General features: G+C 36.6%; 12 protein-coding genes. 5 read left to right on the forward strand and 7 right to left on the reverse strand.

The window, feature by feature from the left end:
• Positions 1 to 106: 106 nt before the first annotated feature.
• The 4 genes from NYE73_RS21810 to NYE73_RS21825 all read left to right on the forward strand — a co-directional run bounded on the left by NYE73_RS21810 (position 107) and on the right by NYE73_RS21825 (position 6,801).
• Entirely contained in the window at positions 107 to 568 is a 462-nt protein-coding gene (locus tag NYE73_RS21810; RefSeq protein WP_009374122.1) for a hypothetical protein, read from the forward strand.
• Positions 569 to 1,092: 524 nt separating this feature from the next.
• A complete protein-coding gene (locus tag NYE73_RS21815; RefSeq protein WP_054548886.1) occupies positions 1,093 to 2,841 on the forward strand; it encodes a methyl-accepting chemotaxis protein in 1,749 nt (582 codons plus the stop codon).
• A 136-nt stretch (positions 2,842 to 2,977) separates the two neighbouring features.
• Positions 2,978 to 6,148 carry a non-ribosomal peptide synthetase family protein gene (locus tag NYE73_RS21820; RefSeq protein ID WP_259951102.1) on the forward strand — a complete coding sequence of 1,057 codons (3,171 nt, stop codon included), beginning with the start codon at positions 2,978 to 2,980 and terminating at the stop codon, positions 6,146 to 6,148.
• The gene (locus tag NYE73_RS21825) at positions 6,145 to 6,801 is read left to right on the forward strand and encodes a 4'-phosphopantetheinyl transferase family protein (RefSeq protein WP_259951101.1); all 657 of its coding nucleotides are present in this window, start codon (positions 6,145 to 6,147) and stop codon (positions 6,799 to 6,801) included. Before NYE73_RS21820 ends, NYE73_RS21825 begins: the two co-directional genes overlap by 4 nt.
• A 79-nt stretch (positions 6,802 to 6,880) precedes the next feature.
• On the opposite strand, the gene NYE73_RS21830 is transcribed toward NYE73_RS21825, so the two are convergent.
• The 5 genes from NYE73_RS21830 to groES all read right to left on the reverse strand — a co-directional run bounded on the left by NYE73_RS21830 (position 6,881) and on the right by groES (position 12,146).
• Positions 6,881 to 7,891 (reverse strand): ABC transporter substrate-binding protein, encoded by a 1,011-nt coding sequence (locus NYE73_RS21830; protein WP_259420394.1) that lies wholly within the window; start codon positions 7,889 to 7,891, stop codon positions 6,881 to 6,883.
• Positions 7,892 to 7,901: 10 nt separating this feature from the next.
• A complete protein-coding gene (locus NYE73_RS21835; protein WP_259951100.1) occupies positions 7,902 to 8,663 on the reverse strand; it encodes an ABC transporter ATP-binding protein in 762 nt (253 codons plus the stop codon).
• 4 nt (positions 8,664 to 8,667) lie between these two features.
• On the reverse strand, positions 8,668 to 9,747 hold the full coding sequence (locus NYE73_RS21840) for a FecCD family ABC transporter permease (protein ID WP_054548891.1): 1,080 nt from the start codon (positions 9,745 to 9,747) through the stop codon (positions 8,668 to 8,670).
• Positions 9,748 to 10,100: 353 nt separating this feature from the next.
• A complete protein-coding gene (groL, locus tag NYE73_RS21845) occupies positions 10,101 to 11,732 on the reverse strand; it encodes a chaperonin GroEL (protein WP_004224361.1) in 1,632 nt (543 codons plus the stop codon).
• 129 nt (positions 11,733 to 11,861) lie between these two features.
• Positions 11,862 to 12,146 carry a co-chaperone GroES gene (groES, locus tag NYE73_RS21850; RefSeq protein WP_004224358.1) on the reverse strand — a complete coding sequence of 95 codons (285 nt, stop codon included), beginning with the start codon at positions 12,144 to 12,146 and terminating at the stop codon, positions 11,862 to 11,864.
• A gap of 171 nt (positions 12,147 to 12,317) precedes the next feature.
• Here groES and NYE73_RS21855 point away from each other — a divergent pair, with 171 nt between their 5' ends.
• Complete coding sequence (locus tag NYE73_RS21855; protein WP_036075465.1) at positions 12,318 to 13,082, forward strand: CPBP family intramembrane glutamic endopeptidase; 765 nt, start codon at positions 12,318 to 12,320, stop codon at positions 13,080 to 13,082.
• Positions 13,083 to 13,159: 77 nt separating this feature from the next.
• Here the strand turns inward: NYE73_RS21855 and tatC are convergent, their stop codons facing one another.
• Positions 13,160 to 13,984 carry a twin-arginine translocase subunit TatC gene (tatC, locus tag NYE73_RS21860; protein ID WP_048394925.1) on the reverse strand — a complete coding sequence of 275 codons (825 nt, stop codon included), beginning with the start codon at positions 13,982 to 13,984 and terminating at the stop codon, positions 13,160 to 13,162.
• Between the two features lie 17 nt (positions 13,985 to 14,001).
• Complete coding sequence (locus NYE73_RS21865; RefSeq protein ID WP_008176991.1) at positions 14,002 to 14,187, reverse strand: twin-arginine translocase TatA/TatE family subunit; 186 nt, start codon at positions 14,185 to 14,187, stop codon at positions 14,002 to 14,004.
• Between the last annotated feature and the right edge of the window lie 39 nt (positions 14,188 to 14,226).

Genomic DNA, 14,226 nt, shown 5'->3' on the forward strand with positions numbered 1-14,226 from the left:
TCGTTTTATTTTATAACAAATTCGAACTTAAGCATCCATAGCCTATAGCCTATGACAAAAATCGTAATAGGCATATGTTAGAAAAAATGAAGAAAGGTGTGTTTCATTGGTTTATCCTAGATTAGCCCCTGATGATTTTAACAGTCAATTTCGCCCAGGTATGAAAATATGGGTAACACTCCCTACTGGTACTTATTCAGGTACATTAATTCGGACATTCGGAACTGGAGGAAGAACTGCTGAAATTCAGTTAGATAATGGTCAAATAGTGACTGTGGATGTTAGTCAAATCACTGCTGCAGGTACAGGAACACCTCCTGGTAGTTCCTATCCGCCGCCATACCCACCACCATATCCACCATATCCGCCTCAACCTTATCCACCGCGTCCATACCCACCACAGCCTTATCCACCGCAACCTTATCCGCCACGTCCTTATCCACCACAGCCTTATCCACCGCAACCTTATCCGCCACGTCCAGGGGGGCAATATCCTGGTTTCCCACCACCATTAATACCAGGACTCCCTAATATTTTACCGGGCATATTTGGTAATCCGCGGCCTTAGCAACAATAGAAAAGGTTATTTCTTTATTTAAGAATAAAGAAATAACCTTTTTTCATTTTATTCCCATAACAATAATCATCAAATTCCTTTACATATAAGTCATGACAAAATAAGTAAAAAGCCCTAACAAGGAATTGGAAATTGGTATTTCAGCCAAATTTTTAATCAACTGAAAATAAGTTAGATCTGAGCATACTTCTTTTTTATACTAGGAAATATATAGCTTTTTGTAAAAATTTAACCTAACCTAAAAAATATATAGACTAAAAAACTATATATCATCATTTATTTATAGAAATCATGACTTGAAATAGTAAGTTTTCTGGGTTGTGAATCAATTTTTTTGGCAGTATAGTAGTTAAATGATAGGGGATAAATAGATTATTTTGCATTTATAAATAGTTAACACGCATCTGGACTTCTACGAATAACATCAACATCTTCAATGTGTAGTACATTGACTAAATTATCCATTTATAGTCCTTAGCTTGAAATATTTGCTATATCATATTAGGAGGAAAAGCATGAAAACACGCAAGAAGCAGCAAATGTCTATTAGTAAGAAATTAACTGCAATAGTAGTGAGTATTTTATTATTATTTGGATTAGTTACTTTAGGTCTTTCTTATTATATAGTAAGAAATAGTAATTTAACAGACATGAATCAATCTCTTTCTGACAAAGGCATGATCCTAGCCAAAACCATTGATATTACTACACTAAAATCGATATTAGAGAATCCTACAAATAGTAACCCTGATGCTCTACGATTAACTAGTGAAATGGATGCAATCAATGATAATTCAGATAGCATTACCAATCTATTTTTAATTACAGTTAACGGTGAAAATATTAATGCACCTGTTCTATCATCTAGTATACTTGAACTAGGGGCAGAGTATAACCAAGATATGATTGCAATGGGTTTATCTCCAGATTTCCTAGCAAGAATTAAAGAAGTCTTTGATACAAAAAAAGCAACAGCAACAGATATTTATAGCGATGAATATGGTAGCTATAAAACAGGCCTTACACCAATCTTGGATGAGAATGGGAATATGCTGGCTGCTTATGCCATTGACTATGACGTATCAATGGTAACAGGAAAAGCGATGTCTGAAGCCCTATGGACTTTATTAGTAACGGTTATTTTCTTAATTGGTTCATCCATTGCTGTTTACACTCTTTTAAGAAAAAAATTAACACCAATTCAACAACTTTCCTTACAATCTAAAAAAGTCGCAGAAGGTAATTTAGAGCTGGAACCATTACCAGTTACTTCAACAGACGAAGTAGGAATGCTCACACAAAATTTTAATTCTATGATCGATAACTTAAAAAATGTTATTAAGAGTACAACGATTGTTTCTGAGCGTGTTTCAAACACAGCCAATGTTTTATCTGTAAATATGCAAGAAGCTTCCGATTCATATAATAATGTAGCATCTTCCATGCAGGAGATTGCAAGTGGCGCTGATCTTCAAGTACAAAAGGCAAAAGAAAGTACAATTACCATTGAAGAAATGAATATTGGTATTCAACGTATTGCCATGACGTCCAATCAAATTTCAGAATCCTCGATTTTAGCATCAGAGGAAGCTGAAAGAGGGAATGAATCGACAAATAAATCTGTTGCACAAATGAATGCTATTAGCAAAGCTGTTAATCAATCTGCAGCTTCTGTTAAATTACTTGGCGATCATTCTAATAAAATAGAAGAAATCGTAGGAATCATTACAGGGATTGCTTCGCAAACCAATTTACTTGCATTGAATGCGGCAATCGAAGCTGCACGTGCTGGGGAGGCTGGTAGTGGCTTTGCAGTGGTTGCTGATGAGGTACGTAAACTTGCAGAGCAATCTGAGGCATCTGCAAGAGAAATTTCTACACTTATTTCTCATATCCAGCATGATACAAACGAATCTGTAAATATCATGGTTCACGCTGTAGAAGAAGTAGATCATGGTATTGTCATGATCAATGATTCGGAAAAATCATTTAGCCAGATTTTAACTTCCATTCACCATGTGACAGGGCAAATTCAAGAGCTTTCTGCAACAATTGAAGAAATGGCAGCTGGTATGGAAGAAGTAACATCTGCTGTAAAAGATATGGAAGATTTTTCAGTCAATTCAAAGGACAATACAAGAGCAGTAGCAGCAACTTCTGCCTCTCAATTGAATACAGTACAACGAGTTTCTGAAGAAGCTCAAGTATTATCCGAGCTATCTGATGAATTAATGAATGTTGTTAATACCTTTGTAGTGAAATAAAAAATGAAAGGGCTGCCCTTATTAAGGAGAGTTATGTCCGTTAGTTTCTCACAGATCGATTCACTACTGTGGACCTAATGACGATAATCGCTCCTTGATAGGTGTCGGCCCTTTTCTAAAATAGGAGTTGTCATAATTGAATAATAAAAGAGAATTTGATGTACACCCATCACAGAATAATACGCTTTCTTTTGACCAACAAACACTTCAATCCAATAGTACACAATTATTAAACAGAGAAGACTTACTCGCATATCAAACGTTAAACCGTACAATAGCTGACTACGATCAAAACACCACAATACCTGACGTATTTTATCAGGCAGCACAAAAATTTGAGGAACGAATCGCATTATCCTATGAAGGTGGAAAACTTACCTACCGTCAGCTAAATGAACAATCCAACCAAGTTGCTCATATGTTAGTTGCCAACGGTCTACAAAAAGGAAACTATGTAGCGATAGTTATGGAACGCAGTAAAGAAACCGTCATTAGTTTGTTAGGTATCCTGAAAGCTGGTGGAGTTTATGTCCCCATTGATCCAAGCTATCCAAAAGAACGTTGTCAGTACCTATTAAACGATACAGGTGCTCCATTTATCATAACGAAAAACGAACATACAGCTCTACTGAATGATTTTATACATAATGATTCCCAAACACGCACAGTGTTCACAATCAACCAAATGGAGCAAGGATATTCACAGGAAAATATCCAATGTGAAATTCTTCCATCTGATTTAGCCTATATTATTTATACATCTGGTTCAACAGGTAAGCCAAAAGGCGTCATGCTTAAGCATGAGGCTGTCATTAATTTAATAACAGATAATCAACGAATCTACCATTCAACTAAAGAAGATGTTTATTCCCAGTTTATTTCTTTTAGTTTTGACCCTTCTATAACAGAAACCTTTACTGCTTTATTTTCAGGTGCAAGACTTCATATGCTTACAAGTATAGAGCGTTTGTCCATTGAGGCATTTGCTGATATGATCGACCGTGAGCAAGTAACGACCGCTACTGTTCCAAATGCTTTCTTTACACAGCTAGCTACACATTTACCAGTAAGCTATAGAAAAAAGCTTTCGACATTAAATTATTTATCTGTAGGTGGTGAAGCCCTATTGCCTGCCATTGTTCAAAAATGGCAAGACAAATTTGGACTCTCTACAGAAATTATTAATGTGTATGGACCAACTGAATGTACAGTATTGTCCTCCTATTTTAAGGTGAAAAGTCAGATAACAGACATGCAATCTAGTATCCCTATTGGTAGACCAATCGCCAATTATGAAATGTACGTTATTAACACGGACGATCAGCTATGTCCCGTTAATGTAATCGGAGAATTATGTATTGCTGGTGCTGGTTTAGCAGCAGGTTATTTACATCAGCCTGAAAAAACAGCTGAAGTATTTGTACCTCATCTCTTAAAGCCAGATCAAAAAATGTATCGAACAGGTGATTTAGTTCGACTATTGCCAACTGGTGTCATTGAATTTGTTGGACGTAAAGACTCTCAAATTAAAGTAAGAGGCTTCCGTATTGAACTTGGTGAAATCGAAACAGTATTGAGCAATCATACGAGCATTCAGGAAGCCGTGATCATTGCAAAGAAAATGGCTGATGGGAATAATCATTTATTTGCCTACTATACGGTGGCAAGTGGGATGCAGCTTGAGGAGAATCTTTTAAGGGACTACTTAGCAAATCTTTTACCAGATTATATGGTGCCAGAGCAATTTATTGAATTGCAAGAAATGCCATTATCCCCTACAGGAAAAATTGATCGAAAACACTTAGCTTCATTGGAATTAACTTTATCACGCAGTACTACATATATTGCCCCAGAAAATGATACACAGCGTATGCTTGCTACTGCATGGGAATTTGTACTCGGTATTGAGCCAATTGGCATTCACGATAACTTCTTTCATATCGGAGGGCATTCGCTAAAAGTGCTCGAGATTCTTGTACAAGTGAAAAAACATATACCATTCTTAAAGATTCAGGATTTCTTCCAATATCAAACGATTGCTGAACTGGATCATTATATTCGTCATTATCAACCAGAAGCGATTGAAGATCAAGACGAGCCAGCTAACAGCATTGTATTCAAGGACTTAATGGAGCCTAGTCCTCTAAAAGTCTCCCAAAATGTGAAGCCCTTGCCAATGACATCGGTATTACTAACAGGTGCTACAGGTTATTTAGGTAGTCATGTATTATATGAGCTATTAGCAACAACAACTGCGCACATATTTTGCCTTATTCGACCAAGCACCCAAACTACGATTGAAGATAAACTAAGAGAGAGTATGCAATTTTATTTTGGCAATACTATTGCTCAGCAGATGAAAGATCGTATTACTGTTATCCAAGGTGACTTAGGGAAGCAACGACTACACTTATCTGATAAAGATGAAAAAATCATTATGAAAGAAATTAATGCTATCATTCATTGTGGTGCAGATGTACGTCATTTTGGTGCAGCTGATCATTTTAATAATGTCAATGTGAATGGAACTCGCTACTTGCTTGAAATAGCCAAACAGAAACCAGGTGTGCATTTCCATTATGTATCGACAATTGGCATTCCAGAGGAGCTAGCCGCCATACAATGGGGACCAAATGAAGCAAAAGGTACCTTCAATTACAATGTAAAGCTTGATAATGTTTATACTCAAAGTAAGCTAGAAGCAGAAAACCTTGTTCGAAACGCTGTACAGGATGCAATCCCTGTCTCCATTTATCGTGTAGGAAATTTAAGCTGTCATTCTGAAACAGGTAAATTCCAACGTAATATCGATGACAATGCCTTTTACCGTATGATTAAATCAATGCTTTATTTAGGTAAAACACCTACCGCACAATGGCATGTTGACTTCACACCAATCAATTATGCTAGTCAGGCAATTGTTTCTTTGGCAAGCCAGCCAGCAACCAACGGCCATGTCTTCCATTTATGTAACCCTGTATCGCTTACTTATTTAGAATTAATCGATATGCTTAAGGAAATTGGTTATGACCTAACAATTGTGTCAACACAAGAGTATACAGATTGGCTATTAAATGGTGATCATTCAAAAGATGTACAGGAATATTTATCGTTAGCCATTGCGCAGCTTGAAGGTGATGGAGCAAGTGACTCCCCATTTATCTTCAATTGCAAAAAAACGATAGAATTTTTAGCTCATACCAAGATTGAATGTGCGGCACCAAATAAAGCCTTTATTTACAGAATGATTCAATATGGCATTGATACAGGCTACTTTCCTGAACCAAAACAAGTCAATATAAGATGATAAAACAAACTATACAGTTATTTGCACTTCCTCTAGGAGTACAGTTAGCACCACCAGAACGGGATGCTTTCCTTAAAGTACTCCCTTTTGAGGTGCAAAGAAAAGTTCAGCAATACAAGCACTGGCAGGATCAGCAAAGAGCGTTGCTAGGTAGCACTCTTATTAGATGGGCACTCCTTCCCTATATAGATGACGTTCTGTTACAACTAGCTCATAATGAATTTGGGCGCCCTTATATTGCAGGACACCCTCATTGGCGGGGAGATTTTAATCTCTCTCATTCTGGGGATTGGGTAGTGTTAGCAGTCACCACTATCGGACGAGTCGGCATTGATGTTGAAGAAATAAAGCCAGTGAGTGAAGATATGATGATATATGCGCTTTCTGAGACAGAGCGTCAATTGGTCTCTCATCAGCCTTTACATGTTTTTTATGAGTTTTGGACTTTAAAAGAGGCTCTTTTTAAAACAGGCTTATTGCCAATCCTATCGCCATATTTGCTTGATACCACCAACATAAAAAAAACAAGGAAAGACCTTTTTACCCAATTACTCTATCTCGATCCGCAGCATCCTGTATCCGTCTGCTGGAACAATGAAAATTCTAAGTTAATAACCACAATATTAAATAAAGAGCAGCTTCTACAGCCATAACAATAATTATTCCTCCGTATTAAGAAAACGCTGCCCTAACGTGTCATTTATTCGACCCGCTAGGACAGCACTTTTTGTTTTATTTAAATAAGTCTGGGTACATTTCTTTTGCTAATGCTTCCATTCCATCAATTGTGTTATAGCCATAGCCAAACATGTAATTGTAATCTACAATATACATTTGTTTATTTTTAATAGCCTTCATGCTTGATAGTTTAGGATTCGCATAAATTTCTTCACGTACTTTTGTCAAATCAGAACCGTCCCAGTTAGGAAGAATTAATACATCTGGATCTGCTGCAATTAATGTTTCAACACTTACATCGCCTGTTTCATCTTTAAAAATATTATCTAATTTAACCATTTTGAATGCATCATTAAAGAATGTTTCATCGTGTGCTGGATAAACAAAAAGCTCTTTTGGATCATTTGTATGCAAATAGGCAAATGTTTTTTCTTCTTTTATACTTTCTAATTTTGAGGAAATATCTTGTTGTCGACCTTTTAATTCTTTAATAAAGCTATCTGCTTTGTCTTGAACATTAAAAATTTCACCAATATTCTTTATATCTTTATAAATAGAATCATACGTGCCGCCTGTTACGGATGACTCTAAAACATATGTTTTTACACCCATTTCATTAAGCGAATCTACTGTCCCTACTCCCCATTCAGCATTATCAAATAAGCCACCACGACCAAATACTAAATCAGGATCAGTACCTAATGTAACCTCTTTCCCAACATATTCATCACTTAAAATATTTAGCTTTGCATACTCTTCTTCAACAGCTTTATCAACTGCACCAAAGTTTGCACCAACACCAACGATTTTATCGCTTAATCCTAAATGTAATAATAATTCTGCAGCTGGGCGTGTATTTGCCATAATTCTTTCTGGTGCTTTATCAAATACTTGATCTTTCTTTTCCCATGTTGATCCACCTTCAGCCTTTGAAAAGTTCTCAATTGTCAGTGGATAATGCTCTTTTGTTTGTGTTTCCTTAGATGTATCTTTTGATGTGTTACCGCAGGCTGTTAATGTTAATAAAGCTGCTAAACCAATTCCTAATAATAATTTTTTCTTCATGTTTTTCCTCCTACAGTCCATATGCAAAGCCTAATCCATTCGTCACTGGATTAGTAAACGTTTGACATTTGATATGATATAAAGCTTCTATTGTTTCTGGTGTTAAAACTTCTTGGGGTGTACCATGTGCATAGATTTCACCATCTTTTACTGCATAAAGATAATCACAGTAATGTGCTGCCATTTCTAGATCATGAAGAGCTGCTAAAACACCGATGTTTAAACTTTTTACACAGGATAGTATTTCAATTTGATAACGAATATCTAAATGATTTGTTGGTTCATCCAAAATCATAAATTTAGGCTGCTGGGCAATCGTTCTAGCTAAAATAACCCTTTGCTTTTCACCACCAGATAGTGAAAGAAAACTGCGCTCTCTATAAGATTGTAAATTCGTTCTTGTCAATGCCTCTTCTACGATGTCAAAATCCTTTTGGTTATCTGACTCTAGCATTTTTTTATGAGGTGTTCTACCTAAGATCACCATTTGTTGTACCGTTAAATCAAAGTGCATTTCATTGAATTGTCCAACTACACCTAAGTGTTGAGAAATCTTTTTTTCGGCGCTTTTTAAAACATCTAAATCATCTAAGAAGACCATCCCTTTTTGAGGTACTAGGCTTTTATAAATGCTTTTCAGTAAAGTTGATTTTCCGCATCCGTTTGGTCCGATTAAGCCCACAAATTGTTGCTTATTCACATGAATGGATACGTTTTTTACGATTTCCTTTTTGCCGATTTTTACTTCTATTTCCTTTGCTACTAATTCCATTGTTCTACCCTCCGAAGTTGTAACCTTTTTTTACAATCATATAGATAAATAATGGTGACCCAATGACAGAAGTAATAATACCAATCGGTAATTCCACATTTTGGATTAACGTTCTAGACAGAATATCAGCCCAAATCATGAAAAGGCCTCCTAAGAGCAATGTTCCTAACATTAATCGTTTGTGATCTGCCCCGAAAATACCTCTTGTGATATGAGGAATAATTAAACCAACAAAACCGATCATACCTGCATAAGCGACCATCGTTCCTGTAATAAGCGAGGTAAGAATCATATATAATTTACGATAAGCACTTAAATTGATCCCTAAGGTGATAGCTGATTCATCTCCAAGTAGCATTGTGTTTAGCACACGATGTTGGAAAAGGAATAATGCAGCTCCTAGTACAATCACGATTGTTAAAATTGGTGTTTTGTCCCAGCTGGCAGATGCTAAACTCCCCATAGACCAGAACGTAACAGTTTTAATGCCCTCTGCATTATTGGCAAAAAAGATGATAAGGCTTGAAAACGAACTACATAATGCACCGATAACAACCCCTGATAAAACCAATTTTACTGAGGTTGCTTTACCTCCAATGCTGGATAAGATAAGCACTGCCATAGAGGTAATCATCGCCCCTGCAAATGCACCAAAGGCTACTCCAAATTGTGCTAACAATGCACTACTCCCAAAACCAACTAGAATAGCAAAGGTTGCACCTAATGACGCTCCTGAAGAAATACCAAGTATGTATGGATCAGCAAGCGGGTTTTGGACAACTGCCTGCATGACAGCCCCACACAATGCAAGACCGACACCAATTAATAAGGCAAAAACCACACGTGGCATTCTGACCTGTAAAATAATATTCAAGTAGGATTCACTTTCCACACTATCAAGGGTGCCAAGTTTTCCATTGGATATAGTATGTAGCAAAATATCCATCGATTGCTTGAAAGGAATACTGACTTGTCCTATTGATACAGAAAAAACGGCAGATATTAAAATGGAGGCTATTAAAAGCAAGATAATAACATAATAAATATTGCCCGTCCCTATTCTGTTAGCTTCCTGTTTATTCAAGATTTCACCTCTATCTATTTAACTATTAATCAATGATAACGATTATCATTTTCATTTGTATTGTAAGTGATAATCCATTGAAAAACAACAGGAAAATTTTTAATTATAGATTATGCATACATTCAGTAAATAAATATTCCACTACTGGCGGGTTTTAATTCGCTAAAATTATTGTTCCGATAGAAATTAAAACAGCTCATTGTAAATTCCGGATATTATATAGCGAAGAAAATTTAAGGATTTTTATTTAAACTCTGTTCTAATAAAAAATCAAAATAAAAAACCACTTTCCATAAAATTATGGAAAGTGGTCATATTTACTTAAAAGATTGTGCTTTAGTTTAAGCTAAATCTTACATCATTCCTGGCATACCGCCCATGCCGCTCATATCTGGCATTGCTGGTGCTGCTTCAGGGATATCTGCTACAACCGCTTCTGTTGTTAAGAATAGGGCTGCAACTGATGCTGCGTTTTGTAAAGCTGAGCGAGTTACTTTTGCTGGGTCTACTACGCCTGCTTCCATCATGTTTACCCATTCGCCAGTTGCTGCATTGAAACCAATGCCAACTTCTTCACGTTTTAGACGATCTACGATAATTGAGCCTTCAAGACCAGCATTATTAGCAATTTGACGAACTGGTTCTTCTAAAGCACGTAGAACGATTTTCACACCTGTAGATACGTCGCCTTCTACTGCTTCAGCCGCTTTTTCTACTGCTGCATAGACGTTTAGAAGAGCAGTACCACCACCTGATACGATACCTTCTTCAACAGCCGCACGAGTTGAGTTTAAAGCATCCTCAATACGAAGTTTACGCTCTTTCAGCTCTGTTTCTGTTGCAGCACCAACCTTGATAACTGCTACACCGCCTGCTAATTTTGCAAGACGTTCTTGTAATTTTTCTTTATCGAACTCTGAAGTAGTTTCAGCAAGTTGTGCACGAATTTGACCAATGCGTGATTCAATTGCGTCTGCTCCGCCTACACCTTCAACGATTGTTGTGTTGTCTTTTGTTACAACAACTTTTGCTGCACGACCAAGTGCAGAAATATCAGCGGATTTTAGGTCTAAGCCTAATTCTTCTGTAATCACTTGTCCACCTGTCAGGATAGCAATATCTTCAAGCATTGCTTTACGTCGATCACCGAAACCTGGTGCTTTTACTGCTACAGCATTAAATGTACCACGAAGTTTGTTCACAACAAGTGTTGCAAGAGCTTCACCTTCTACATCTTCAGCAATCATTAAAAGTGGACGACCTTGTTGCACCACTTGCTCTAATAATGGTAATACTTCTTGAATGTTTGTAATTTTTTTATCAGTAATTAAAATGTATGGGTTATCAAGAACCGCTTCCATTTTATCTGTGTCAGTTACCATGTAGTGAGAAGCATAACCACGATCAAACTGCATACCCTCAACTACATCTAACTCTGTTGTGAAGCCTTTTGATTCTTCAATTGTAATAACTCCATCGTTACCAACGCGTTCCATTGCTTCAGCGATTAGTTGTCCAACTTCATCATCTGCAGCAGAAATAGCAGCAACTTGTGCAATTTCTTCCTTATTGCTTACTGGGCGAGAAATAGCGTGTAATTCAGTAAGTGCTGCAGCAACTGCTTTATCGATACCTTTACGGATACCTACTGGATTTGCGCCAGCTGTAACGTTTTTCAAGCCTTCACGAATAATTGCTTGAGCTAATACTGTTGCTGTAGTTGTACCATCACCAGCGATTTCGTTTGTCTTAGAAGCAACTTCTGCTACTAATTTTGCTCCCATGTTTTCGTATGGGTTTTCTAGTTCGATTTCTTTAGCGATTGTCACACCATCATTTGTAATAAGTGGTGAACCGAATTTTTTTTCTAAAACAACATTACGTCCTTTTGGTCCTAATGTTACTTTTACTGCATTTGCTAATTTATCTACACCTTGTAACATTAATGAACGAGCGTCTTCTGAGAATTTAATATCTTTTGCCATGAGAATTTACCCTCCTGAAATGGAATATTCGTTAAGCTTCTTCAATATATTTATATCAATTTCACCTTATTGTCACATTTGTTATGCAAACAATAAGTATTCACCTTACGTAAGGTGCCTTTAAAGTTCTTATTCAATAATTGCAAGAATATCGCTTTCGCGTAAAATTAGGTATTCATTACCTTCAAATTTAACTTCTGTGCCAGCGTATTTAGAGAAAATAATGCGGTCGTCAACTTTAACGTCAAGCTCTACACGTTGCCCGTTCTCTAATACACGACCTGTCCCAACTGCTACTACTTTACCTTCTTGTGGTTTTTCTTTTGCAGAGTCAGGTAGTACAATACCGAATGCAGATTTTTCTTCTACCTCGATTAGTTCAATTACAATACGATCTCCTAGTGGTCTTAACAAGTGAAACAACCTCCTAATAATTAAATAATTGTTGATATTTATTAGCACTCTATATCAATGAGTGCTAACACAATTATTATGATAATCAATCACTCTTTTTTTTGCAAGTCAGAACTTCAAAAAATTTTGTTTTCTTTCCATATTCCTCTACAATAGAAAGGAAGCATATGAATGGAAAGGATTTTGACTGTGACTAATTCTCAAAAAGTAACGAAACATAAAAAAACAGCCCTGTATGTTTTGCTGATTTATATCTTGATGCAAATCTCTAGCAGATGGTTGCTCTTACCGTTCCATAAGCTCATCATGAAGGTAACTGGTTTAGCTTCTGAACAAGCGGCTCCTATTACTCAAGGTTGGTATATTGCACTAAGTTTTGCAGTAGCGCTCATTTTAAGCTTAATCCTTACATCTCGAGATAAAGCATTTTGGAACATTTATCAAGGAAAAAAAGAAACGATACCTCTTACAATTGTGTGGGGAATCATCGGCTTCTTCCTAGTGTTCTTTGGACAAATGATTGGTGCAGCTATTGAGATGGCTGTTTTCGGTATTGAAGGAGGCTCACAAAATACTGCAGATATTGTCGCGATAGCTAAAGGTGCTCCCATCGCCATATTAGCAATTGTTGTATTCGGGCCAATCTTAGAAGAATTCGTCTTCCGTAGAGTGATCTTTGGCTCGCTTGTCCAAACAACAAATTTCTGGGTGGCAGCAATTGTGAGTGCCATTTTCTTTGCGATTATCCACTTCGACTTCTCACATATCTTGCTTTATACCATTTGTGGTTTAATTTTCGCCTTTTTATATCACAAAACAAAGCGCATTTGGACGTCTATTATTGCACACGTCATGCTTAATGGATTTGTGACACTTGTACAATTCTATGCGGAACCATTGCAAAAGTTTCTTCAAGAACTCGAAAAAATGCAATAAATTTTTGTAAAGCGATTGTAAGATGCAAAAATAACACAAAAGCTCGGTGTCCCATTTAGGGCACCGAGCTTTATTTATTACTGTTGATTCAATTCTTCTATTTGTCGTCGTTGCTGCTCAAGTGCTTCTTCAATCTGGCGCTTTTGCTCCGCTTCCTGTTCTTCTTTTAATCGAATCTCTTCGGATTTAAGATATTTCTTATAGCCAATTCGTGAAATCATAATACTAATTTCATACAAAATAAACAGCGGAACTGAAACCATTAAATGCGAAGCCAACTCAGGTGGTGCAATAATCGCAGCACATACAAATAAACCGAAGTACGAGTATTTACGAATACGAATTAGTAATTCCGGACTTAATATGCCAATTCGTGAAAAGAATAAAACAACAATTGGCAACTGGAAAAGGAAACCGAACGGTATTGTAAGCTTAAACAAGAATGTAAAATACTCATGTATACCAATGGTTTGCTGTATCTCCAAATCATTCGATAAATTCATCATGAATTTGATGACATATGGGAATAGTAAAAAGTACGAAAAAGATAACCCTGCAAGAAACAATAAAAATGAATACGGAATATAGCTTAGAGTTGCTTTACGCTCTACTTCCCTTAATCCAGGGCTAATAAACGACCATAATTGATACATCAACACGGGTGATGAAAGAATAAATGCAATTATAAAAACAACTTGTATATAAATTGCAAGTGGTGTGACTACATCAAATGCATGAAGCTCTATATTATATTTGGCTCCAGTCATTTGAAGGTATTTTACAAGTGGCTTTGCGACAAAAAAGGCGCCGGCCATAGCTAGAACAAAGAAAACGGCAACAATGAACAGCCGTTTTCTTAATTCTTCTATATGCTCAATGACAGTTAGATCTTTTGGATTCATTCCTCAAACATCCTAACTTACTTATCTAGTTCTTTCTTTTTCTTATCATCATCATCTTCGTCGGCTAAACCTTTAGTAGCATTTTTGAATTCACGTAGTGTTGAACCAAATGCCTTACCAAGCTCTGGTAACTTTTTAGGACCAAAAATTAGTAACGCGACAACTCCGATAATAATGAGGCTCATAGGACCAATACCACCCATTACAGCCACCTCCTCTTTATATCCATCATTTTAACGCAT

The sequence above is a fragment of the Lysinibacillus sp. FSL K6-0102 genome, from assembly GCF_038003545.1.
GTDB classification, from domain to species: domain Bacteria; phylum Bacillota; class Bacilli; order Bacillales_A; family Planococcaceae; genus Lysinibacillus; species Lysinibacillus capsici.